The sequence below is a fragment of the Nocardiopsis flavescens genome, assembly GCF_900141985.1.
Lineage (GTDB): Bacteria > Actinomycetota > Actinomycetes > Streptosporangiales > Streptosporangiaceae > Nocardiopsis > Nocardiopsis flavescens.
Genome location: NZ_FQZK01000004.1, coordinates 244,038 through 265,911 on the forward strand (window position 1 = coordinate 244,038; position 21,874 = coordinate 265,911).

21 protein-coding genes are annotated in these 21,874 nt (G+C 76.2%); 5 read left to right on the forward strand and 16 right to left on the reverse strand.

What is annotated here, in order from left to right; translation table 11 throughout:
• Nucleotides 1–259 precede the first annotated feature (259 nt).
• Nucleotides 260–1,270 (forward strand): alcohol dehydrogenase catalytic domain-containing protein, encoded by a 1,011-nt coding sequence (locus tag BUE45_RS09935; RefSeq protein ID WP_178378497.1) that lies wholly within the window; start codon nucleotides 260–262, stop codon nucleotides 1,268–1,270.
• A gap of 143 nt (nucleotides 1,271–1,413) precedes the next feature.
• Here BUE45_RS09935 and BUE45_RS09940 read toward each other — a convergent pair whose 3' ends face one another.
• From BUE45_RS09940 to BUE45_RS32935, 7 genes are read right to left on the reverse strand one after another with little or no spacing between them, the layout of a single operon-like run.
• A complete protein-coding gene (locus BUE45_RS09940; RefSeq protein ID WP_073377987.1) occupies nucleotides 1,414–2,712 on the reverse strand; it encodes an LLM class flavin-dependent oxidoreductase in 1,299 nt (432 codons plus the stop codon).
• Nucleotides 2,699–2,845 carry a hypothetical protein gene (locus tag BUE45_RS32480; protein ID WP_178378498.1) on the reverse strand — a complete coding sequence of 49 codons (147 nt, stop codon included), beginning with the start codon at nucleotides 2,843–2,845 and terminating at the stop codon, nucleotides 2,699–2,701. Before BUE45_RS32480 ends, BUE45_RS09940 begins: the two co-directional genes overlap by 14 nt.
• Nucleotides 2,846–2,850: 5 nt before the next feature.
• Nucleotides 2,851–3,888: an LLM class flavin-dependent oxidoreductase gene (locus BUE45_RS09945; protein ID WP_073377989.1), complete on the reverse strand. Its 1,038-nt coding sequence runs from the start codon at nucleotides 3,886–3,888 to the stop codon at nucleotides 2,851–2,853.
• Nucleotides 3,889–3,946: 58 nt separating this feature from the next.
• Nucleotides 3,947–4,918: an ABC transporter substrate-binding protein gene (locus BUE45_RS09950; protein WP_073377991.1), complete on the reverse strand. Its 972-nt coding sequence runs from the start codon at nucleotides 4,916–4,918 to the stop codon at nucleotides 3,947–3,949.
• A 47-nt stretch (nucleotides 4,919–4,965) separates the two neighbouring features.
• The gene (locus tag BUE45_RS09955) at nucleotides 4,966–5,760 is read right to left on the reverse strand and encodes an amino acid ABC transporter ATP-binding protein (protein ID WP_073377993.1); all 795 of its coding nucleotides are present in this window, start codon (nucleotides 5,758–5,760) and stop codon (nucleotides 4,966–4,968) included.
• Nucleotides 5,757–6,734, reverse strand: coding sequence for an amino acid ABC transporter permease (locus BUE45_RS32930; protein WP_073377995.1), 978 nt, complete (start codon nucleotides 6,732–6,734; stop codon nucleotides 5,757–5,759). Before BUE45_RS32930 ends, BUE45_RS09955 begins: the two co-directional genes overlap by 4 nt.
• The gene (locus tag BUE45_RS32935) at nucleotides 6,731–7,309 is read right to left on the reverse strand and encodes a GNAT family N-acetyltransferase (RefSeq protein ID WP_073377997.1); all 579 of its coding nucleotides are present in this window, start codon (nucleotides 7,307–7,309) and stop codon (nucleotides 6,731–6,733) included. The genes BUE45_RS32930 and BUE45_RS32935 overlap by 4 nt, the downstream gene beginning before the upstream one ends.
• 258 nt (nucleotides 7,310–7,567) lie before the next feature.
• Here BUE45_RS32935 and BUE45_RS09970 point away from each other — a divergent pair, with 258 nt between their 5' ends.
• Complete coding sequence (locus BUE45_RS09970) at nucleotides 7,568–8,170, forward strand: hypothetical protein (RefSeq protein ID WP_073377999.1); 603 nt, start codon at nucleotides 7,568–7,570, stop codon at nucleotides 8,168–8,170.
• A complete protein-coding gene (locus BUE45_RS09975) occupies nucleotides 8,167–9,318 on the forward strand; it encodes a PrsW family intramembrane metalloprotease (RefSeq protein ID WP_073378001.1) in 1,152 nt (383 codons plus the stop codon). The genes BUE45_RS09970 and BUE45_RS09975 overlap by 4 nt, the downstream gene beginning before the upstream one ends.
• A gap of 103 nt (nucleotides 9,319–9,421) precedes the next feature.
• Here BUE45_RS09975 and BUE45_RS09980 read toward each other — a convergent pair whose 3' ends face one another.
• The 5 genes from BUE45_RS09980 to BUE45_RS10000 all read right to left on the reverse strand — a co-directional run bounded on the left by BUE45_RS09980 (nucleotide 9,422) and on the right by BUE45_RS10000 (nucleotide 13,356).
• Nucleotides 9,422–9,904 carry a hypothetical protein gene (locus BUE45_RS09980; RefSeq protein ID WP_073378003.1) on the reverse strand — a complete coding sequence of 161 codons (483 nt, stop codon included), beginning with the start codon at nucleotides 9,902–9,904 and terminating at the stop codon, nucleotides 9,422–9,424.
• Nucleotides 9,905–10,075: 171 nt separating this feature from the next.
• Nucleotides 10,076–10,816 carry a dihydrofolate reductase family protein gene (locus BUE45_RS09985; RefSeq protein ID WP_073378005.1) on the reverse strand — a complete coding sequence of 247 codons (741 nt, stop codon included), beginning with the start codon at nucleotides 10,814–10,816 and terminating at the stop codon, nucleotides 10,076–10,078.
• Entirely contained in the window at nucleotides 10,813–11,505 is a 693-nt protein-coding gene (locus BUE45_RS09990) for a class III extradiol ring-cleavage dioxygenase family protein (RefSeq protein WP_073378007.1), read from the reverse strand. Before BUE45_RS09990 ends, BUE45_RS09985 begins: the two co-directional genes overlap by 4 nt.
• Before the next feature lie 28 nt (nucleotides 11,506–11,533).
• Nucleotides 11,534–12,394: a dihydropteroate synthase gene (folP, locus tag BUE45_RS09995; protein ID WP_073378009.1), complete on the reverse strand. Its 861-nt coding sequence runs from the start codon at nucleotides 12,392–12,394 to the stop codon at nucleotides 11,534–11,536.
• Entirely contained in the window at nucleotides 12,391–13,356 is a 966-nt protein-coding gene (locus BUE45_RS10000; protein WP_084737098.1) for a glucosyl-3-phosphoglycerate synthase, read from the reverse strand. Before BUE45_RS10000 ends, folP begins: the two co-directional genes overlap by 4 nt.
• A 251-nt stretch (nucleotides 13,357–13,607) precedes the next feature.
• Here BUE45_RS10000 and BUE45_RS32485 point away from each other — a divergent pair, with 251 nt between their 5' ends.
• Entirely contained in the window at nucleotides 13,608–15,692 is a 2,085-nt protein-coding gene (locus BUE45_RS32485) for a serine/threonine-protein kinase (protein WP_073378013.1), read from the forward strand.
• Here the strand turns inward: BUE45_RS32485 and BUE45_RS10010 are convergent.
• The 4 genes from BUE45_RS10010 to BUE45_RS10025 form a co-directional block, all read right to left on the reverse strand.
• Nucleotides 15,680–16,429: a gamma-glutamyl-gamma-aminobutyrate hydrolase family protein gene (locus BUE45_RS10010; protein ID WP_073378016.1), complete on the reverse strand. Its 750-nt coding sequence runs from the start codon at nucleotides 16,427–16,429 to the stop codon at nucleotides 15,680–15,682. The two genes, BUE45_RS32485 and BUE45_RS10010, sit on opposite strands and share 13 nt — an antisense overlap.
• A 76-nt stretch (nucleotides 16,430–16,505) precedes the next feature.
• On the reverse strand, nucleotides 16,506–17,270 hold the full coding sequence (locus BUE45_RS10015; protein ID WP_073378018.1) for a 3-oxoacyl-ACP reductase: 765 nt from the start codon (nucleotides 17,268–17,270) through the stop codon (nucleotides 16,506–16,508).
• Nucleotides 17,271–17,321: 51 nt separating this feature from the next.
• Nucleotides 17,322–18,701 carry an aldehyde dehydrogenase family protein gene (locus tag BUE45_RS10020; RefSeq protein ID WP_073378020.1) on the reverse strand — a complete coding sequence of 460 codons (1,380 nt, stop codon included), beginning with the start codon at nucleotides 18,699–18,701 and terminating at the stop codon, nucleotides 17,322–17,324.
• A gap of 74 nt (nucleotides 18,702–18,775) precedes the next feature.
• On the reverse strand, nucleotides 18,776–20,146 hold the full coding sequence (locus tag BUE45_RS10025) for a glutamine synthetase family protein (protein WP_073378022.1): 1,371 nt from the start codon (nucleotides 20,144–20,146) through the stop codon (nucleotides 18,776–18,778).
• A gap of 218 nt (nucleotides 20,147–20,364) precedes the next feature.
• Here BUE45_RS10025 and eat point away from each other — a divergent pair, with 218 nt between their 5' ends.
• A complete protein-coding gene (gene eat / locus BUE45_RS10030) occupies nucleotides 20,365–21,819 on the forward strand; it encodes an ethanolamine permease (protein ID WP_073378024.1) in 1,455 nt (484 codons plus the stop codon).
• Nucleotides 21,820–21,874: the final 55 nt, after the last annotated feature.

A 21,874-nucleotide genomic window follows, 5' to 3' on the forward strand; every position in this document is an offset into this window, starting at 1 on the left:
GTCGAAGACCAGGGGATCCACGGCGGCCGCGCCGCCGTCCTGGACACCACCCCCACCTGCACCGCCTGCGGCTCCCCCGCCGACCCGCCCCCCGCACGCAGCCCTGACCCGGCCCCGGCGCCGCCCGCCCCCGGCCAGGGGGAATGTTTACACGCCGGGGCGCGGGGGCGGGAGCGCGGGCGGGGAGATAACGGGGCAGGGACGGCGACAGGGGGGCCGGATGCGGGCGCTGCGATTGCACGGGCCCCGGGACCTGCGGGTGGACGAGGTACCCGAGCCCCGGGTGGTGCCCGGGACCGTGAAGGTCCGGGTCGGGTGGAACGGCATCTGCGGGTTCGACGTGCGCAACTACCTCGACCCGGTCCTGCCCGACGAGTACCTCCACCCCGTGCTGCGCACGCACGGCCCCCACGTGCAGGGCCACGAGTTCTCCGGCCGGGTCCAGGAGTGCGCCCCCGACGTGCGCGGCCTGTCCGAGGGCGCGGTGGTGGCCGTGGAGCCCCTGGTCTTCGACGGCAGCTGCGCCGCCTGCCGCCGCGGCGAGTACAACCTGTGCGAGAACCACGGGTTCATCGGCCTCATGGGCGGGGGCGGCGGCATGTCCGAGTACGCGGTCGTCCCCGCCGACCGGGTCCACCCGATGCCCGAGGGGGCCTCCCCCACCGTCGCCGCCCTGGTGGAGCCCCTGGCGGCGGCCTGGCACGCGGTCCGCCGCTCCGGGATGCGCGCGGGCGACACGGTCCTGGTGGTGGGCGGCGGGCCGGTCGGGCTGGGCGTGCTGATGGCGGCCCGGGCGCGCGGCGCCGGGCACGTGACCGTGAGCGAGGCCGCCCCGCTGCGCCGCCGGATCGCCGAGGAGCTGGGCGCCGACCGGGTCTGCGACCCCGCGCGCCAGGACGCGGTCGCCGCCGTCCGCGGGCGCGCCCCCGCCGGGGCCGACGTCTCCTTCGAGACCTCGGGCGGCGGGACGGGCGCGGTCTCGGCGCTCCTGGGCGCGCTGCGCAGGGGCGGCCGGGCGGTGGTGGTCTCCGAGGGGCGCCCGGTGGTGCTGGACCCCGCGGTGCTGGCGTCCACCGAGATCGAGCTGGTGGGCAGCTTCGGCTACGGCCCACGGGACTTCCCCGAGGTCATCGCCGCGATCGCCGCCGGGTCCCTGTCCCCCAAGCCGCTGGTCACCGACCGCCTCTGCCTGGAGGAGGCGCGCGAGAGGGGCTACGAGGAGCTGATCGCGCACGCGGGCGGCCACGTGAAGATCCTCGTGCATCCCTGAGGTCCGTCGCCTGCCGGTCCGCATGACGCGCCTGGAGCCGCCCGGTCCCGCGGGCGGCCGGGGCGCGCCGCCCGGCGGGCCGGAAGGGCGCGGGGCCCCCGGGCGGGGCGCGGGCGAAGGAGTGCGCCGCGCCCGGGGGCGGTTCAGGGGCGGGGCGCCAGCCCCAGGTTCTCGCGCAGGGTGGCGCCCGGGGTGTAGTCCGCGCGCAGCGCCCCGCGCTCCTGGAGCAGCGGCACCACGCGGTCGACGAAGTCGTCCAGGCCGCCCGGGGTCAGGTGCGGGACCAGCACGAACCCGTCGCTCGCCCGCTCGGCCACGTGCCGGACGATCTCCCCCGCCACCGCCTCGGGCGTGCCGACGAAGGTCTGCCGGGCCGACTCCTCCACCACCAGGTCGCGGATGCCGAGCTTCTCGGACGCGGCTCTGGCCCGCCAGCGCTCCACCAGGGCGGCCCGGTCGGTGGAGCGCGCCGCCGCCGTGCCCTGGGTGAGCACCCGTTCCAGGTCCGGTTCGACGTCGGGCAGCGGCCCCTCGGGGTCGTACTCGGACAGGTCCCGGCCCCAGACCTGCTCGACGAACCGGATCGCGGTCGCCCCGCTCACCTGCTGGTAGCGGATGGCCCGCGCCCGCTCCTCGGCCTCCGCGGGGGTGTCGCCCAGGACGTAGGTGACGCCGGGCAGGATGAGCAGCTCGTCGTCGCCGCGGCCGTGGGCGGCCAGCCGCCGGTGCACGTCGTCGTAGAACGCCCGCCCGGCCTCGAACCCGCCGTGCCGGGAGAAGACGACGTCGGCCCCGGCCGCCGCGAAGTCCCGCCCCTGCGGGGAGTCCCCCGCCTGGATGACCACGGGCCGCCCCTGGGGCGAGCGGGGCAGGGTGGGCACGGCCTCGATGTCGAAGAACCGGTCCCGGTGCACGGCGGCCCGACCGGTCCCGGCGGCGTCCCAGAACGCGCGCACGGCCCGGACGAACGAGGCGGCGCGCTCGTACCGGTCGGTGTGGTCGAGGTAGCCGCCGCGCCGGAAGTTCTCCCCGGTGAACGCGTCGGAGGAGGTCACCGCGTTCCAGGCGGCGCGTCCGCCGCTCAGGTGGTCCAGGGTCGCCAGCTGCCGGGACAGCTCGTAGGGCTCGTTGTAGGTGGTGCTGAGCGTCCCGGCCAGCCCCAGGTTCGCGGTGACCGCGGACAGCGCGGCCAGCACGGTGAGGGTGTCGGGCCGCCCCACCACGTCCAGGTCGTGGATGCGCCCCTGGTGCTCGCGCAGGCGCAGCCCCTCGGCGAGGAAGAAGTAGTCGAACCGCCCCCGCTCCGCGGTGCGCGCCAGCTCTTCGAACGAGGAGAAGTCGATCTGGCTGCGCGAGCGCGGGTCGCTCCAGACGGTGGTGTTGTTGACCCCGGGGAAGTGCGCCACCAGGCGCACCTGCCGGATCCCGTCACTGCCGCTCATGCGGTTCCTCCTGTGCGTCGTCGGTCTCCTCGCGCGGCGGCGCCGCGTCCGCGTCCCCGCGGGGCCGCGGGACGGGGCTCACCCCCAGCGCCAGGCCGTTCTCGCAGCGGTACAGCTCCGCCTCCCCGCACACCGTGATCACCCCGCCCCGTAGCGGCTGTCCGGCCGGGCCAGCCCGAGCCGGTCCCGCAGGGTCCGGGGACCGTCCCCCTCGCGGAGCACGCCGGACTCGCGCAGCAGGGGCACCGTCCGCTCCGTGAACAGGGGCAGGTCCTCGTCGGTGGAGCCGAACCCGACGACGAACCCGTCGACGACCCGGCCCCACTCCAGCAGGGCCTCGGCCAGGGCCCCGGGCGAGCCGGTGTGCACCAGTCCGGCCCCGGCCCGGTCCGGGCCGGGGCCGCCGCGCGCCAGGTGGGCGCGCACCTCGGCCAGGACGAACACCCCGTCCCGGTCGCGCCCGGCGGCGGCGACCTCCTCGCGCACCCGCAGGCAGCGCTCGCGCACCGCCCCCAGGGTGCCGGAGGTGACGACCACCACGTCGGCCGCGACCGCCGCGGTGGCCAGCGCGTGGTCGTCCTCGGCACGCACGACCACCGGGGGCCGGCCCTGGGGCGGCCTCGGGGTGATGGAGGGGCCGCGCACGCTCCACCCGGGCCCCTCGAAGTCGACGTAGTGGAGCCGGTCGCGGTCGACGAACCTCCCGGTGGCGGTGTCGCGGATCTCGGCGCCGTCCTCCCAGCTGTCCCACAGCCGGGAGACGACGTCGGCGACGGCGGTGGCCTCGGCCCACAGCTCTTCGCCGGGCGCGGTGGGTCGGCGCCCCACCGCCCGGGCGTCGGATCCCGTGCGGGACACCTCGACCCACCACCCGGCCCGCCCCCGGGAGGCGAAGTCGAGGGAGGCCACCGCCTTGGAGACGTGGAACGGCTCCGTGTGGGTGACGGTGACGGTCGGCACCAGGCCGATCCGCCGGGTGTGCGGGGCGACGGCGGCCAGGGTGAGCAGCGCGTCGGGGCGGGAGACCCCGGTGAGGGAGTCCCCGAGGGCGGCGAAGTCGAGCCCGGCATCCTCGGCCAGGCGGACGGCGCGGACGTGGTCCGCGGCGGTGAACCCGCCGCCCGCGCCGTCGAGGGCGACGCCGAGGGTCAGGGGGCGGTCCAGCGGGTGGGCCATGGTCGGCTCCTGCGTGTCGGGCCGGGGACGGCGCGGGGTCGGCTCCGGGGTGCGGTCGTCAGCTCCGGGGCAGGCCCGGGGGGTTGATCTCGGACTCGGTGACGGCCTCGCCGTCCACGGCCCAGCGCTCCAGGACCTCCTGGTAGCGCCCGCTCCCGATGACCTCGTCGAGGGCGGCGTTGACCGCCTCGACCAGGCCGTTGTCCTTGAGGGTCATGGCGGCGATCTCCGCCCTGACCTCTCCGCCGCCGGAGATGGTGCCGACGATCTCGGTCTCCCGGGCGACCTCCACGTGGTAGGAGGCGCTGGGGGTGGGGCCGAGGTAGAGGTCGATGCGGCCGGACTGGAGCGCCAGGTAGGTGTCGCTGTCGGTCTGGTAGTACTGCAGGTCGGCCGGCTCCAGCCCCGCGTCCTGGTTCTCCTGGTCCCAGCGCAGGAGGATCTCCTCCTGGTTGGTCCCCGAGCCGACGGCGACGGAGAGGCCGGCGATGTCCGCGGGCTCCGCGATCTCGTCGAACCCGTGGCCGGTGGCGGCCTCGAAGGAGACGGTGTCCACCCGGTAGGTGGCGAAGTCGAAGAGGTCCTTGCGCTCCTCGGTGACGGTGACGTTGGAGAACACGGCCTCGTACCTGCCGCTCTCCACGGACAGGAAGAGGTTGTCCCAGCCGGTGGCCTCGGGCCGGTACTCCAGGTCCAGGACGTCGGCGACGAGCTGGGCGACGTCGGTCTCCACGCCGATGACGGTCTCGTCGTCGTCGGCGTAGAAGGCGAGCGGCGGGGCGCCGCCGCTGGAGTGGCCGACGGTCAGGGCGCCGTCCTCGCGGATCTCCTCGGGCACGAGGCCGGCGATCTCGGGCACGGCCTCGGCGCGGACCCGGTCCTGCTCGGCGGCGAGGTTGAACGGGCTCTCGCCGCCCGCGCCCCCGCTCTCGGCCGCGCCCTGCGCCTCGGGGTCGGCGCAGGCGCTGAGGGCCAGCAGCAGGACGGCGGCCAGGGCCGGGGCGCGCAGGGGGGCGACGGGGGTGGGCATGGTGCTCCTCGGGGGGACGGAAGGGGTGGGGACGGGGGGCGGGGGGTTCACAGGACCTTCTCCAGGAAGGCCCGGGTGCGTTCGTGGGCGGGGTGGTCCAGGACCCGTCCGGGCGGGCCGGACTCGACGATGCGCCCCTGGTCCATGAACACGACGGTGTCGGCGACCTCGCGGGCGAAGCCGATCTCGTGGGTGACGACGATCATGGTGGTGCCGCCCGCGGCGAGGTCGCGGATGACGTCGAGGACCTCGCCGACGAGTTCGGGGTCCAGGGCGCTGGTGGGCTCGTCGAACAGCAGCACCTTGGGCCGCAGGGCCAGGGCGCGGGCGATGGCGACCCGCTGCTGCTGGCCCCCCGACAGAGTGCGCGGGTGGGCGTCGGCGAACCCGGCCAGGCCCACGCGCTCCAGCAGGGCGCGCGCCTGCTCCTCGACCTCGGCGGCGGGCCGGCGGAAGGCGTACCGGGGCGCCTCGACGATGTTCTCCAGCACGGTCAGGTGCGGGAACAGGTTGAAGTTCTGGAAGACGAACCCGATGGCGCCGCGCTGGCGCAGGATCTGCTTCTCCTTGAGTTCGTGCAGGACGCCGCGTCCGCGGCGGTAGCCGATCAGCTCGCCGTCGACGGTGATGTGGCCGCGGTCGGCGCGCTCCAGGTGGTTGATGCAGCGCAGCAGGGTGCTCTTGCCCGACCCCGAGGGGCCCAGGACCACGGTGACGTGACCGGCCTCGACGGTGAGGTCGACGTCCCGCAGGACCTCGGCGGCGCCGAAGCGCTTGTACACGCCGCGCACGGAGACCATGGGGGCCGTCCGGGACCGGGCGGGGGTGTCGGCGGCCGTCATCGGGTGGCCCCTCTCGGCTGGCGGGCGGAGCGCAGGGCGTGGGGCAGCCCGGCGGCGAAGGAGCGCACCCGCTGCAGGGGCGTGGGCGGGAGTTCGCGCACGGCCCCCTTGGCGTAGTGGCGCTCCACGTAGAACTGGGCGGCGGACAGCAGCGTGGTCAGGACGATGTACCAGAGGGTGGCGACCATGAGCATGGGCACCACGTCGCCGGTGCGGTTGTAGATGACCTGGACGCGGTAGAAGAGCTCGCCCAAGGCCATCACGTACACCACCGAGGTGCCCTTGAACAGGCCGATGACCTCGTTTCCGGCGGTGGGCATGATGGTCCGCATCGCCTGCGGCAGGATGATGCGGCGCACCTGGCGGCCCCAGGGGATGCCGAGCGCGGCGGCGGCCTCGCGCTGGCCCTGGTCGACGGCGAGGATGCCGGAGCGGACGATCTCGGCGGAGTAGGCCGCCTGGTGCAGGGCCAGGCCCAGGACGGCGGCGGTCATGGGGCTGATGAGCTCCATGGTGGGGAAGCTGACGAAGGCGGGGCCGAAGGGGATGCCGAAGGAGAGCCGGTCGTAGAGGATCGCGAGGTTGTACCAGAACAGCAGCTGCACGATGAGGGGGATGGAGCGGAAGGCCCACACGTAGGTCCAGGACACCGAGGCGAGCAGGGCACTGCCGGACAGGCGCATGAGCGCCAGGACGACGCCCAGGCCGAAGCCCAGGACGGTGCCGTACACCGTGAGCCGAACGGTCAGCCACAGCGCCCGCATGATGGTCTCGGCGAAGAGGTAGTCGGCGACGACGTGCCACTTCCAGGCCGGGTTGGTGAGCATCATGTTCGCGAACATGGCGACCAGGACCAGGACGGCCGCCCCGGCGGCCCAGCGCCAGGGGTGGCGGGCGGGCCGGACCGGCCAGTCGGTGGGGTCGTCGGGGGCGCCCCGGGGGCCGGCGGCGCGGGTGGCGGCGGGGGCGGTCACCGGTCGGCCCTCCCGGCCCGGGTGGCGGTGCCGGCGCGGGCGCGCACGGCCGGGGCCGCGGGCGCGTCCTCCGGAGCGGCCGGGGCCAGGACCTTGTCGAAGGGGAGCGGGCCGAGGGTCTCGGGGTCGGCGGCCGGGTCGAAGCCCGGGGTGTACCCGGCGGCGAGGTAGAGGGCGCGCGCCTCGGGCTGGCGGGGCCCGGTGGTCAGGTGCATGCGCGTGTAGCCGGCGCGGGCGGCGGCGCGCTCCAGGGCGGCCAGGACCGTGCGGGCGTGGCCGCGCCTCCTGCTGTCGGAGGCCGTCCACATGCGCTTGACCTCGGCGGTGCGCGCGTCGTGGCGGCGGTAGGCGCCCCCGGCGACGGGGCGGCCGTCCAGCACGAGGAGCAGCAGGAGCCCGTCGGGCGGGGCGAAGTGCGCGGCCGGGACGGAACTCAGCTCGCTGTCGCCGAGGGACCCGTAGCGCTCGGTGTACTCCCGGCGGAGTTCGTCGAGCAGGGGGCGGGCCAGGGGGTCGTCGATCCGCGCCGTGCGGATGACGGGTGTCTCGGCCGTCGGCGGGCGGCGTGGGCCCATGGGGGAGAACCTCGCTCTCGGTGGCGGAAGCCCTGCGGGTCCGGGGATTCCGGGGTCGCGGGGCACAGAAGGATTCTGAGTCCCACAAAACCCATATGTCAAGTAGGAAAAGTGTGATTAGAAGGCGGGCGGATCCCCCGGCGGCCGGTGAAATCCCCGTCAACATGCGCCAAGTTCCGACCAAACAGACAACACGCGCACATCAGGATGTTTCTCTTGTCTGTATAGATCTTCACCAAGAGTGACGAAAGGGGCGCCATGGTGCAGCCGAGCTACACGGCGCCGGACAGGTCCCGCAACCAGTGGCTCCCGCTGGGCGTCGCCGCGGCGGTGGCGGTCCTGCTGGTCGCCGCCTGGTCGCTGCTGAACGCCCTGCTGCCGGGGACCGAGCGGATACGCGCCGGGGACGAGATCACCATCGGCGAGGGCGGCGGGTACCGCGCCTCCCTCTCCCTGCCCCAGGAGGGGTGGAGCCTGGACGTGGGGGCCAGCCGGGCCGGGCAGTCCTACCGGTTCCACCGCGGGCCCGTGGACCTGACCGTGACCGCGGTCACCCCCGTCGGGGACCCGCCCCCCGACGCGGAGCGGCTGTGGGAGGGCATGGGCGACATCGCCCGCGCCGGGGACCCCACCGCGCGGCTGGGCGACCCCGAGGTGATCACCACCGAGCAGGGCGTCGAGGGCCTGACCGGGGTGCTGCGCAGCCGGACCGAGGAGGGCGCGGCCGTGCTGTACCCCTCGCCCGACGGGGGGTTCGCCGTGGAGATGACCCTGGGCGGCCGGGACGCCACCACCGCCGACCTGGAGGCCGTCGCCGACGTGGCGCGGACCGTCGTGTTCACCGGGGAGGGGGAGCGATGAGCGGCGCACCGGAGGACCCGCGGTCCGTGGACACCCGGGCGGCCCGGGTGCCCGCCCAGCGCACCTCGCGGACGGGCGCCCCCGGGCCGCGGCGGATCCCGGCGCCCCGCGCGCCCGAGCGGACCCTGCTGGGGTACCGCCTGCCCGCGCTCACCTCGATGGTCCTCATCGCCCTGTTCTGCCTGCTGGGGCTGGGGACGCTGACGTTCCAGCTCGCCGGGACGGTGCGGGTGTTCTTCGCCGAGGCCGCGCTGGGACTGGTCTTCGGCGCCGCCACCCTGCTGTTCGGGTTCTGGCTGTTCCGGCGGATCCGGCCGGTGCGCGCCCCCGACCTGCCCGCCTCGCTGGTGGCGGTCCTGTGGGGCATGACGGCCGCGACCGGCGGCGCCCTGCTCGCCAACAGCGCGCTCTCGGGGGTCTGGTCCAAGACCATGGGGCTGGCGTTCACGTCGGCCTGGGGTGCGGCGCTGACGGCGCCGCTCAACGAGGAGCTGTTCAAGCTCGTCGGGATCGTGCTGGTGGCCGTGGCCTTCCCGCGGGCGCTGCGCGGGCCCGTCGACGGGTTCGTCCTGGGTGCCCTGGTGGGCCTGGGCTTCGAGGTGACCGAGAACCTCATCTACGGGCTGAACACGGTGGCCATGGCCGGCGGGGTGAACGGGGCCGAGGCCGTGGTCCAGACGACGGTGCTGCGCGTGGTGCTCACCGGGTTCGGATCGCACTGGGCGATGTCCGCGGTGGCGGGCGCCGGCGTCGGCCTGCTCGCCGCGGCGGGGTGGCTGCCGGGGCGCCGCCGGGCGGTCGGGGCGCTCCTGCTGGTGCTGACGGCGGTGGGGATGCACTGGCTGTTCGACTCGCCGCTGCTGGACGGGTTCGCCGGCATCGTCTTCAAGGTGCTGCTGAACTTCGCGATCGCCCTGGCGGTGTACTTCGCCTTCCGCCACGCCCACCGCCGCAGGGTCCGCCGCGCCCTGGCGCGGGAGGGCGAGGAGGTGGGGCTGCGCCGCTCGTCGGCGGTCGCCCTGGCCCGGCGCCGCGCCCGGCGCAGGGCGCTGCGCGAGGTGCCCGAGGCCGAGCGCGCCGAGGCCGGGCGCGTCCAGGAGCTGATGGTGGAGGAGGCCGAGGACCGCGCCTTCGCCAACAGGGTCTGACCGCGCGGGCGCGCGGGGGCCGGGGCCGCCGGTCCGGAGCCCGCCCGGGCGCGGGGAGTGGCCGCGCGGGGGCCGGGGGCGTCCCCGGCCCCCGCGCCGCGTCTCAGCCCGTCCGCTCCAGCAGCTCCCGGGCCAGCTCCCGGAAGCGGGCGGCGACGGCCCGCCCGCGCTCCGGCGCCGGTTCCACCCCGGACCCGCGGTCCGCGTCCCAGTCGTGGAACAGGTGGAGGAAGGGGAGGCGGCCGTGGTCGCCCTCCCCGAGGGAGGCGACCCGGCACAGGTGGTCGTAGACGGTCTCGGCGGCCCGGGCCGCCCGCGCACCGTCCGGCTCCCCCGCGAGCAGCCCGGCGCAGACCCGCCGCGCGGCGGCCAGGTGCGCCTCCCCCTCGGTGGGCCAGGCCAGCCCCAGCTCGGCGAGCGCCGCGGTGAAGGGCTCCAGGGCCGGGTCCGCGCGGCCCAGCCCGGCGACCTCCCGCAGCGCGGGCGAGTCCAGCCCCCGGGCCAGCGCCTGCGCGGCGACCATCGGCAGGTCGGGGTGTCCGTGGCCGACGACCGCGTCGGCCAGCTGCTCCCTGAGCACGTCCATCGGGTCCTCCCCGGGCCCGCGGGCCGACCGGTCCGGTGCCCGTACCGCACGGCGCGCGGCCCGCCGGAGAATCCTCGCACACCGCCCGGCCCGGCCCCGGGGCCGCGGAGGCCGCCGGCCGCTCCCCCGCAGGGCGGCGGTCCGGGGACGGCCGTCCGGAACCGCCCCCGGTCAGCGGGTCGGCCGCACGAAGCGGTGCAGCAGCGTGCCGTCCCGCTCCAGGACCAGGCGGGGGCGCAGCTCCAGGCCGGACCGGGCACCGAGGGCGATGCGGGGCGCGTCGCCGCCCGCCAGCAGCGGGACCGTGCTCAGGCACAGCTCGTCCAGCAGCCCGGCGGCGGCCACGTCCGCCAGCAGGGAGGGGCCGCCCTCGCACAGCACACGGGACAGCCCCCGGCCGGCGAGGTCGGCCAGGGCCGCCCGCAGGTCCACCTCGGCGCCGCCGTGCACCAGCACCCGGTCGGCCCCCAGCAGGGCGCGGGCGCGCTCCAGCGCCCGCTCCCCCGCGGCGGCGCGGGTGACCATCCAGACCCCGCCGCGCCCCGGCGCGGGCCCGGCCAGGCCCGGCGGCACCCGCGCGGCGCGGCTCACCACGGCCAGGTCCGGGCACGGGGTGCGGCCCGGCCGCAGGCGCGGGCCCGGGCGCCCGTACCCCTCGGCGCGGGCGGTCCCCGCGCCCACCAGGACGACGTCGGCCAGGTCCCGCAGCAGCCGGTACACCTCGTTGTCGGGCGGGGTGTTGACGGACCCGGTCAGCCCGTCCTCCCCGGCGCCCGCCCCGTCCAGGGTGGCGACCATGTTCGCGCGCGTCCACCGCTCCGGGTGGGCGTACAGCACCGCCAGCGCCTCCCCCGAGACCTCCGAGCCCGGGGCCGCGGTGCGCGGGGAGACCTCGTTGAGCAGCACCCTCACGGCCGCTCCCCCGGCCAGAGCGCCACCAGGTACAGCACGCCGAAGGGGTCGTCGGCGTAGAGCAGGCGGGGTCCGGCGGCCGGGCGCCCCGCCAGGGCGTGGGCCATGGCCTGGAGCGCGGAACGGCCGCCGATGAGCAGCTCCGCGCACAGGCCGGGGTCCAGCGCCAGCAGCGCCCCGGTGTCCCCCGAGGCCAGGGCCGCGCGGACGGCCCCGTCGACCGCGAACGTGCGCTCGTCCAGGTGGCCGGGCGCGCGCGGGCCGCGGCGGGCGCCCGCGTCGGCCACGACCAGCAGCCCCACCCGCCCGGGCCGGGCCGCGATCTCCCGCCCCCGGCGCGCGGTCTCCTGCGGGTCCGCCCCGAAGGCGATGGTGCCCATCTCCACCGGGACCCGCGCCCCCAGGTCGTCCAGCAGGCGGCGGGCCACCGCCAGGGAGGTCGGCAGCGCCTCGGCCGCGGGGACCCGCTCCCCGGGGCCGCCGAACGCCGACAGCGGGATACGCCCCCGCACCCCCCGCGCGGAGCGTTCGTCCGCGCCCAGCACCACGATCGCGTCCGGGGCGGCGGCGAGCAGCCCGCCGACCGCCTCCTCGCACGCCTTGCGCAGGTCGGCGGCCACGTCACGGCCCCCGGTCAGCTCGCGCAGGAGCAGCGGCGGCGACGGGCACACGGCGGTGGCGACGATCAACGGTCCCCCCTCACGGGCCACGGGCCCCTCACGCCAGTCCCCGCACGGTCCGCGCGGGGGGCCGGACACCGCGGATCGAGGCGACCATGTCCAGCACCTGCCGGGTCTGGGCCACCTCGTGCACCCGGTACACGCGGGCGCCGTGCCAGGCGCACACGGCGGTGGCGGCCAGGGTCCCGGTCAGCCGCTCCCCCACCGGCAGGTCCAGTGTCTCGCCGACGAAGTCCTTGTTGGACAGCGACACGAGCACCGGCCACCCGGTGGCGGTCATCTCGTCCAGGCGGCGGGTCAGCTCCAGGGAGTGCCAGGTGTTCTTGGCGAAGTCGTGGGCCGGGTCGATGAGCACCGACGCCGGGTCCACCCCCAGCGCCACCGCGCGCTCGGCCAGGGCGACGGTGGAGGAGACGGCGTCGGCGACCACGTCCCCGTAGCGCACCCGGTGCGGCCGGGTGCGCGGGGTGACCCCGGCGGTGTGCGTGCACACCAGGGCGGCGCCGAACTCCGCGGCGACCTCGGCCAGCCCGGGGTCGTACCCGCCCCAGGCGTCGTTGAGCAGGTCGGCCCCGGCCTCGCAGACCGCGCGGCCCACCGAGGCCCGCCACGTGTCGACGCTGATGACGAGGTCGGGGAACTCGGCGCGGACGGCGGCGACGAAGTCGACGACCCGGCGCTTCTCCTCGTCGGCTCCGATCTCCTCGCCGGGCGCGGCCTTGATCCCCCCGATGTCCACGATGTCGGCGCCCTCGGCGACGACCCGGCGCACCCGTTCGAAGGCGGGGCCGTCGTCCCAGGTGGCGCCCTTGTCGTAGAAGGAGTCGGGGGTCCGGTTGACGATCGCCATCACCAGCGACTCGTGCTCACCGAACCCGCGGCCCCGCAGCCTCATCACCGACCGACAGCTCCTCCCAGGACCCGCGGGCGCTCCGGTCCGACCCCGGCGGCCGGCGGGCGCTCCACCGTACTGACGGTACCGGTGCGCGGGCGGGTGCGGCCGCCGGAGGTGTCGAACCGGGGGAACGCCACGGAGTCCCCGTGCTCGATGCCCGAGCGGCGGTCGGCGATGGCGAGCAGCTCGGCGGCCATGGCCCCCAGCGCGCTCAGCGGCTGGTGCCGGTGGGCACGCCGCCCCAGGTCCACCTGGGCCACGGCGTCCGCGCCGCACCGCAGGTGGGTGTCGATGAGCACCGCCAGCTCGACCCCGTACCCCGTGGGCACCGACAGCCGGCCGAACAAATCGCGGCGGATCGCCCACTCCCCGGCCAGCGGCTGGACCACCCCGGAGAGGGCGGGCCAGCGCAGGGCCAGGGTGGGCCGGGCGACCAGCTCGGTGACGCGGCCGCCCCCGTGGTCGGCCCGGCCGCCGCCGGGCAGGTCCAGCAGCCGGTCGTAGAAGCCCTTGACCAGGTGCACCCCGGGTTCGGTGAGCAGCGGCCCCAGCAGGCCGGAGACGAAGTGGGTGTCCCACTCGACGAGGTCGGCGTCCAGGAAGGCGAGGACGTCGCCGGAGGTGACGAACTGCGCCTTCCACAGCGCCTCGCCCTTGCCGCTCCGGTGCCCCAGGTCGGGCCGCACGTCGGCCACCCGGTGCACGGCCGCCCCCGCCGCGGCGGCGGCGCGGCCGGTGCCGTCGGTGGAGTCGGAGTCCATGACGACGACCTCGTCGAGCAGCGGCACGCGCTCCACCAGGGCCTCCCGGACCCGGGCGACGATGCCCCCCACGGTGGCCTCCTCGTTGCGGGCCGGCACCACCAGGCTGACGGTCAGGCCCCGCCGCCGCTTGAGGTCCAGGAGCCGCCCGGGGGTCCAGTCGGTGTGCCGATAGGTGCGGTCCTCGAACCAGGTGTCGCCCACAAGCCCTCCCACAAGCCCTCCCGGCGGCCAAGAGTACGGGCCCACTGTGCCCGGCCGGCCGGTCTCCGCGTCCCGCACCCCCCGTATAGCGGTGAGACCCCGGTCGCTCCCGCCCGCGGGGAAGGCGGTCCGGGGAGGCGGTCCGGGGAGGCCCCGGGGGCCCCCGGGGCCGTAGGCTGAACCGCGGCGGCGGCCCGCTCGTCCAGAGCACGGAGACCGCCCCGGACCCGACGCCAGAAGGACCTTCGCCCGTGCAGCCCCTGGATCCGACAGACCCCGAACGCATCGGCCGCTACCGGCTGACCCACCGCCTGGGCGCGGGCGGCATGGGGCGGGTGTACCTGGGGCGCACCGCGGCGGGCCGCAAGGTCGTGGTGAAGGTCATCCTGCCGCAGTACGCGGGCGACGCCGAGTTCCGCGGCCGGTTCGCCCGGGAGGCGGCGGCCGCCGCCCGGGTCGGCGGGTTCCACACCGCGCCGGTGGTGGACGCCGACCCCGACGGGGACCCGCCGTGGATCGTCAGCGCGTTCATCCCCGGCCCCTCCCTGCACGAGGTGCTGGCCGGGCGCGGGCCGCTGCCGCACGGCGCGCTGCGGGTGCTGGCGGTCGGCCTGGCGGAGGGGCTGGAGGCGATCCACGGCGCCGGGCTGACGCACCGCGACCTCAAGCCCGCCAACGTGCTGATGGCCTCGGACGGGCCGCGCGTCATCGACTTCGGCATCGCGCGCCCCAGCGGCGACTCCTCCGGACTGACCCGCACCGGGGCCACCCTGGGCACCCCGCTGTACATGTCGCCGGAGCAGATGGACGCGCTGGAGGTGGGCCCGGCCTCGGACATGTTCTCGCTGGGCACCGTGCTGGCCCACGCGGCCGTGGGCCGCAACCCGTTCGACGCCCCGACCCTGGCCGGGATCGTGCGCAACCTCATCGGCCCGCCGCCGGGGATCCCGCGGGAGGTGCCGGCGCAGGTGCGGGCCGTCATCGCCCGCTGCTGGGAGCACGACCCGGCGCTCCGGCCCGCCCCGCACGAGGTCGCCGAGGTGGTCGGGGACGTCGACCCGGAGGTGGACTGGCCGGTGTTCGGGGACGGTCCGGCGGGCGGCGCGGGCACCGCGGCCGGGTCGGCGGGGGGCGCGCCGTCCGCGCCCGGCACGCCCCCGCGCCCGCCGTCGGGCGCCCCCTCCGCCGCCCCGGCGGGTCCGCCCCCGGGCCGCGCCCCGTGGGGCGCCCCGGCGGGCACGCCCTCCGGCGGCATCCCGGCCTACCGGACCGGCGCCGCGGCGTACGGGGTGTCCTCGGGCGGGGCGGGGGCGCACGCCCCCGCGGGCCCGGCGTCCCGGGTCCCGGAGCCGGAGGAGGCCCTGCGCTCGGAGTCGGCGGTCTTCGACCGGCTGCGCCGCGAGGGGGACCACGGTGCGGCCCTGGCCGGGTACGAGCGCCTGCTGCCGCGCCTGCGGGAGTCCCTGGGCCCCGACCACCCGCGGGCGCTCGAGCTGCGGTCGCGGATCGCGGCCTGCCGGGAGGACGCGGGCGACCACCGCGGCGCCCTGGAGGAGTACCGGGCCCTGCTGCCCGACCAGGCGGCGGTGCTGGGCGCCGACCACCCCGACACCCTGGGCACCCGGTTCCAGATCGCCTACCAGCTGGGCGAGCTGGACGACCACGAGGCTGCCCTGGCGGCCTACCGCACGGTGCTGCCGGACCTGGCGCGGGTGCTGGGACCCGACCACGGCCACACCCTCACCGCCCGGGAGAACACCACCGACCACCTCTCGGCACTGGGCGACCACCGGGGGGCGATGGAGGAGCACCGGCGCCTGCTGGGCGACCGCCTCCGGGTGCACGGCCCCGACCACCCCGCCACCCTCGCCGCCCGCCGGGACGTCGCCGTCTCCCTGGGCGACCTGGGGGACGAGGCGGCCTCCCTGGCCGAGCACCGCAGGCTGCTGCCCGACCGGACCCGGGTCTTGGGCCCGGACCACCCGGACACGCTCACCACCCGGTTCGAGATCGTGCAGCGGCTGGGCTCCCTGGGCGACCTGGGCTCGGCGGTGTGGGAGGCGCTGCTCCTGCTGCCGGACCTGACCCGGGTCCTGGGCGCCGGCGACCCCCGCGCGCTGGCGCTGCGCCTGGAGATCGCGCGGCTGCACCGGCTCCAGGGGAACGCGTCGGCGGCCGGGAGCACCCTGGAATCGCTGGCGGCGGACCTGGAGCGGCTGCCCGGGGGGCGGGGCGTGGACTCGCTGCGCACCCGGGTGCGGGTGGAGTCGCAGGTGCTGCGGGAGTGGACGCTGCCGCGCGGCCCGCGGGGCGGCCCCCGGCCCTACCCGTCCTGACTCCGGGCCGGCGGGTCCGCGGGGGGCGCGGGTGCCGCCTCCGCCCGCGCCGCCCGCCTCGCGAGCCAGGCGAACAGGCTCGGGTCGGCGCCCATCTCCGGGTGCCACTGCACGCCCAGGACGGTGTCGGCGCCCTCGTACTCCAGCGCCTCCACAGTGCCGTCGTCGGCCCACCCGGTGGCCCGCACCCCCGTGCCGAGGACGTCGACGGCCTGGTGGTGGTAGGACGGGGCGTCCAGGCGGGTACGGCCCAGCGCCCGGGCGGTGAGCGAGCCCTCGGCGACGGTGACCGGGTGCGGGTCGAAGACCCCGGCGCGCCTGCGGTGCCCGTCGTGGCCGACCGTGTCGGGCAGGTGCTGGTGCAGGGTCCCGCCGCGGAACACGTTGAGCAGCTGCATGCCCCGGCAGACGCCCAGCACCGGCAGGCCCCGGTCCAGCGCGGCGGCCAGCAGGGCGCTCTCGGCGCCGTCCCGCGCGGCCTGCACCCCGGCGGTGTGCCCGGAGCGCCCGGCGCCGTAGCGGGCGGGGTCGATGTCGCCGCCGCCCGCCAGCAGCAGCCCGTCCAGGGCGCGGACCGCCCCGGCCGCCTCCGCGACCGGGGGCAGCAGGACGGGGACCCCGCCCGCGGCGGCGACCGCGTCGACGTACTCCCGCGGCAGCAGGACGGCACCGGTGTCCCACACCCCCCAGCGGGCGCGTTCGGCGTAGGCGGAGATCCCGATGACGGGCGCGGCCACGGCGCGCCTCCCTTCCCTGTCCCTGTGTCGTCGGTGCCGCACCGCCTCCTGGGCGGCGGCTCCGGTCCGGCCCCGTCTACAGCGGGGTGACGTAGGCCCCGGAGATACCGCCGTCCACCAGGAAGTTGGAGGCGGTGATGAACGAGGCGTCGTCGCTGGCGAGGAACGCCACCGCCGCGGCGATCTCCTCGGCCGCCGCGAACCGCCCCAGCGGGACGTGCACCAGGCGGCGGGCGGCCCGCTCGGGGTCCTTGGCGAACAGCTCCCGCAGCAGCGGGGTGTCCACCGGACCCGGGGAGAGCGCGTTGACGCGGATGCCCTCCCGGGCGAACTGCACGCCCAGCTCCCGGCTGAGCGCCAGCACGCCGCCCTTGCTGGCGGTGTAGGAGATCTGGGAGGTGGCGGCGCCCATGGTCGCCACGAACGACGCGGTGTTGACGATCGACCCGCGGCCCTGCTCGCGCATGTGCGGCAGCGCGTACTTGCAGCACAGGTACACCGAGGTCAGGTTGACCTCCTGGACGCGGCGCCAGGCGTCGATGCCGGTGGTGAGGATCGAGTCGTCCTCGGGCGGGGAGATCCCGGCGTTGTTGAAGGCGACGTCCACGCTGCCGTACGCCTTCCGGGCGGCGGCGAAGAGCGCCTCGACGTCCTCCTCGTCGGTGACGTCGGTGCGCACGAACGTGCCGCCGACCTCCTCTGCGACGGCGCGGCCCGCCTCCTCGTCCAGGTCCGCGGCCACGACGCGGGCGCCCTCGGCGGCGAGCCTGCGGGCGGTGGCCCGGCCGATGCCCCCCGCGGCTCCGGTGATGACGGCGGCGCGGCCCTCGAAACGGTTCATCTGTGCTGGTGCTCCTTCGGCTGTCGTCGGGGTCTGCGCGACGGGGTGGGATCAGGTGTCGTCGGAGAGGAAGACGGTCTTGGTCTCGGTGAAGGCGTCCAGGGCGTCCGGGCCCAGCTCGCGGCCGATGCCGGACTGGCCCATGCCGCCGAACGGGGTCCAGTAGCGGACCGCCGCGTGGGAGTTGACCGACAGGTTCCCGGCCCGGACCGCGCGGGAGACCCGCAGGGCGCGGCCCACGTCGCGGGTCCACAGCGACCCGGCCAGCCCGAACGGGGTGTCGTTGGCGATACGGACCGCGTCGGCCTCGTCCCCGAAGGGCAGCACGGACAGGACCGGGCCGAAGATCTCCTCGCGGAAGGCGGGCTCGGCGGGGTCGGCGGTGGCCAGGACCGTGGGCGGGTACCAGAACCCGGGCCCCTCCGGGGCGCTGCCGCGGAAGGCCACGGTGGCGCCGTCCACGTAGGCGGCGACGCGGTCGCGCTGGGCGGCGGAGACGAGCGGCCCGACCTCGGTGGCGGGGTCGCGGGGGTCGCCCACGGCGACGGCCTCCACCGCCGGGCGCAGCAGCTCCATGAACCGGTCGTACACGCTCGCCTGGACCAGCAGCCTGGAGCGGGCGCAGCAGTCCTGGCCGGCGTTGTCGAACACGCCGTAGGGCGCGGCGGCGGCGGCCTTCTCCAGGTCGGCGTCGGCGAAGACGATGTTGGCGCTCTTGCCGCCCAGCTCCAGGGTCACCCGGGTGAGGTCCTCGGCGGCGGCCGCCATGATGCCCTTGCCGACCCGGGTGGAGCCGGTGAACACGATCTTGGCGACGTCGGGGTGGCGCACCAGGCGGTCCCCGGCGACCGGCCCGGCCCCGGGCAGGATCTGGAGCACGCCCTCGGGCAGCCCCGCCTCCCGGGCCAGCTCCCCGAGGCGCAGCGCGGTGAGCGGGGTGAGCTCGGCGGGTTTGACGACGACGGTGTTGCCGGCCGCGAGCGCGGGCGCGGTCCCCCAGGACAGGATCGGCAGGGGGAAGTTCCAGGGGACGATGACGCCGACCACGCCCAGGGGCTCGGCGAAGGTGACGCTCCACCCGCCGGGGACGGGGATCTGGCGCCCCGCCGCGCGCTCGGGGGCGGCGGAGTAGTAGCGGAACACGTCGCGGGCGTTGCCCGCCTCCCAGCGGGCCTGGCCGACGGGGTGCCCGGCGTTGCGGACCTCCAGGTCGGCGAGTTCGTCCAGGTGGGCGTCGACGGCGTCGGCCACGGCCCGCAGCAGGCGGGCGCGCTCGCCCGGGGCGGTGTCGCGCCAGGCCGGGAAGGCCGCGCGGGCGCGGGCCACGGCGGCGTCGGTGTCGGCGGCGGAGGCCAGCGGGACGGTCGCGATGACCTCCTCGGTGGCCGGGTCGACGACCCGCTGGACGGTCGGTGCCGCGTCGGCGGCCATGGGTCCCCCTCGTCGGTGTGCGGTGGTCGGGCGCCCGGCCGCGGAGCCGCGGGGCGCGGGCGGCCGGGGCGCGGTCACAGGCGCTCGAAGCCCCGGAACATCTCCCAGTCGGTGACGGCGGCCTCGAAGGCGGCCAGCTCCACCCGGGCGTTGTTGGCGTAGTGGGCCACGACCTCGGGGCCGAAGACCTCGGCGGCCAGTGCGCTGCCCTCCCACAGCTCCAGCGCGTCGCGCAGGGTGGCGGGGACGGTGGGCAGGCCGGAGGCGTAGGCGTTGCCCGCGCAGGGCTCGCCGGGCTCGATCCGGTGCTCGATGCCGTGCAGGCCCGCGGCGATGAGCGCGGCCACCGCCAGGTGCGGGTTGACGTCGCCGCCGGGCACCCGGTTCTCCACCCGCAGGGACGGGCCGTGGCCGACCAGCCGCAGGGCACAGGTGCGGTTGTCGCGCCCCCAGGCGACGGCGGTCGGCGCGAAGCTGCCCGGCACGTAGCGCTTGTAGGAGTTGATGTTGGGCGCCAGCAGCAGGGTGAACTCGCGCAGCGCGGCGAGCTGCCCGCCCAGGAAGTGCCGCCCGGTCTCGGACAGCCCCTCCCCCTCGGCGAGCACGGGGGCGCCGTCGTCGCCGCGCAGGGAGATGTGGATGTGGCAGGAGTTGCCCTCGCGGTCGTTGGGCTTGGCCATGAAGGTGATCGCCATGCCCTCCTGGGCGGCGATCTCCTTGGCGCCGTTCTTGTAGATCGCGTGGTTGTCGCAGGTGGCGCGGGCCTCGTCGAAGCGGAAGGCGATCTCGTGCTGGCCGAGGTTGCACTCGCCCTTGGCCGACTCCGCGTAGAGCCCGGCCCCGGCCATCTCGTTGCGGATGCGGCGCAGCAGCGGCTCGACCCGCGCCCCGCCCAGCACCGAGTAGTCGACGTTGTACTGGTTGGCGGGGGTCAGGCCGCGGTAGCCGCGGTCCCAGGCCTGCTCGTAGGTGTCCCGGTAGACCACGAACTCCAGCTCGGTGCCGACCATCGCGGTCCAGCCGCGCTCGGCCAGCCGGTCGCGCTGGCGGTCCAGGACCGCGCGCGGTGAGGCCCGCACCGGGGTGCCGTCGTGCCAGGCGAGGTCGGCGACGGCCATGGCCGCGCCCTCGGCCCACGGGGTGCGGCGCAGGGTGGCGAGGTCGGGGACCATCGCGAAGTCGCCGTAGCCGGTCTCCCAGGAGGACATGGCGTAGCCGTCGACGGTGTTCATGTCCACGTCCACGGCGAGCAGGTAGTTGCAGCCCTCGGTGCCGTGTTCGAGGACCTCCTCCAGGAAGAACCGGGCGGACAGGCGCTTGCCCTGGAGGCGCCCCTGCATGTCGGGGAAGGCGACCAGGACGGTGTCGACGGTCCCGTCGGCGACGGCCGCGCGCAGCGCCTCCACCGTCAGCGGGGCCGTCCGGGGGTCGGAGTTCGCTCTCACCTGAAGGGCTCCTTCGTCAGCGGAGGGACCGGGGGCGGCCGCTTTTGGATCGAGATCAGACCTTATCTGGGGCCAGATAACCAGCACGGTAAGTGCGTGTCAATAGCGCGTTAACCCCCTTGACAAGGACCGATAGGGAGGCGGAGCATCTCCGGCAATTGAAAAGGACCGGCCATATACCTTTAGTCGCACCCCCGTCACCCCCCGGGAGGCCCCCTGTGTCCGACGACAAGAGTCCCCTGCACATCCAGGGCGCGGATTTCTCGCGCGCCGACGACGACTACCTCGAACGGCGCAGGCTGCGGCGGGGCGCGGCCGGGTGGCTGCTCCTCGCCGGGCTGGGCGTCGCCTACGTGATCTCCGGCGACTTCGCCGGGTGGAACTTCGGCCTGGCCGAGGGCGGCTGGGGCGGGCTGCTCATCGCCACCCTGCTCATGGGCACCATGTACCTGTGCATGGTGCTGGGCCTGGCCGAACTCGCCTCCGCGCTGCCCACAGCGGGCGCCGGGTACGGCTTCGCCCGGCGGGCGCTGGGCCCGCTGGGCGGGTTCGCCACCGGGACCGCCATCCTCATCGAGTACGCGATCGCGCCGGCGGCCATCGCCGTGTTCATCGGCGGGTACGTGGAGGCCCTGGGGCTGTTCGGGCTCGACTCCGCCTGGCCCGTGTACCTCGTGTGCTACCTGGTCTTCGTCGGCATCCACCTGTGGGGCGTGGGCGAGGCGCTGCGGGTGATGTTCGTGATCACCGGCGTGGCCATGGTGGCGCTGGTGGCGTTCATCGTGGGCATGGTGCCGCGGTTCGACCCCGCCAACCTGTTCGACATCGAGCCCACCGCGGCGGCGGGGGCCAGCGCGTTCCTGCCCTACGGCTACGTGGGGATCCTGGGGGCGTTCGTCTTCGGCATCTGGTTCTTCCTCGCGGTGGAGGGCGTGCCGCTGGCCGCGGAGGAGGCGCGCGAGCCCCGCAAGGACATGCCGCGCGGCATCATCGGCGCGATGGTCGTGCTCATGGTGACCGCCACCGGGATGCTGCTGCTCGCCCCCGGCGGGGCGGGCGCGTCGGTGATGGCGGAGTCGACCAACCCGCTGCCCGAGGCGCTGCGCGAGGCCTACGGCGGCGACACCCTGCTGGCCGACTTCGTCAACTACGTGGGCCTGGCCGGGCTGGTGGCGTCGTTCTTCTCCATCATCTACGCCTACTCGCGGCAGCTGTTCGCCCTGTCCCGGGCCGGGTACCTGCCGCGCTGGCTCTCGGTGACCGGCCGGCGCCGCACCCCCTACCTCGCGCTGATCGTGCCCGGCACCCTGGGGTTCGCCCTGGCGGTGACGGTGGCCGACGGCGACCGGCTGATCAACATCGCGGTGTTCGGGGCCACCGTGTCGTACGTGCTCATGACGCTGTCGCACATGGTGCTGCGCCGCCGCGAGCCGGACCTGGAGCGGCCCTACCGTACGCCGGGCGGGGCGGTCACCACCGGGATCGCGTTCGCGCTGGCGCTGTGCGCCGTGGTGGCGACGTTCTTCGTGGACATGGTGGGGGCGGCGATCACGGCGGGGATCTTCGTGGTCTTCCTGGCGTACTTCTGGTTCTACTCGCGCCACCACCTGGTGGCCAACGCCCCGGAGGAGGAGTTCGCGCTCATCGAGCGGGCGGAGTCCGAGCTCAAGTAGCCGCCCGGGGGCGGCCCGGCCGGGGCCGCAGCGGCCCCGGCCCGCCGCGCCCGTA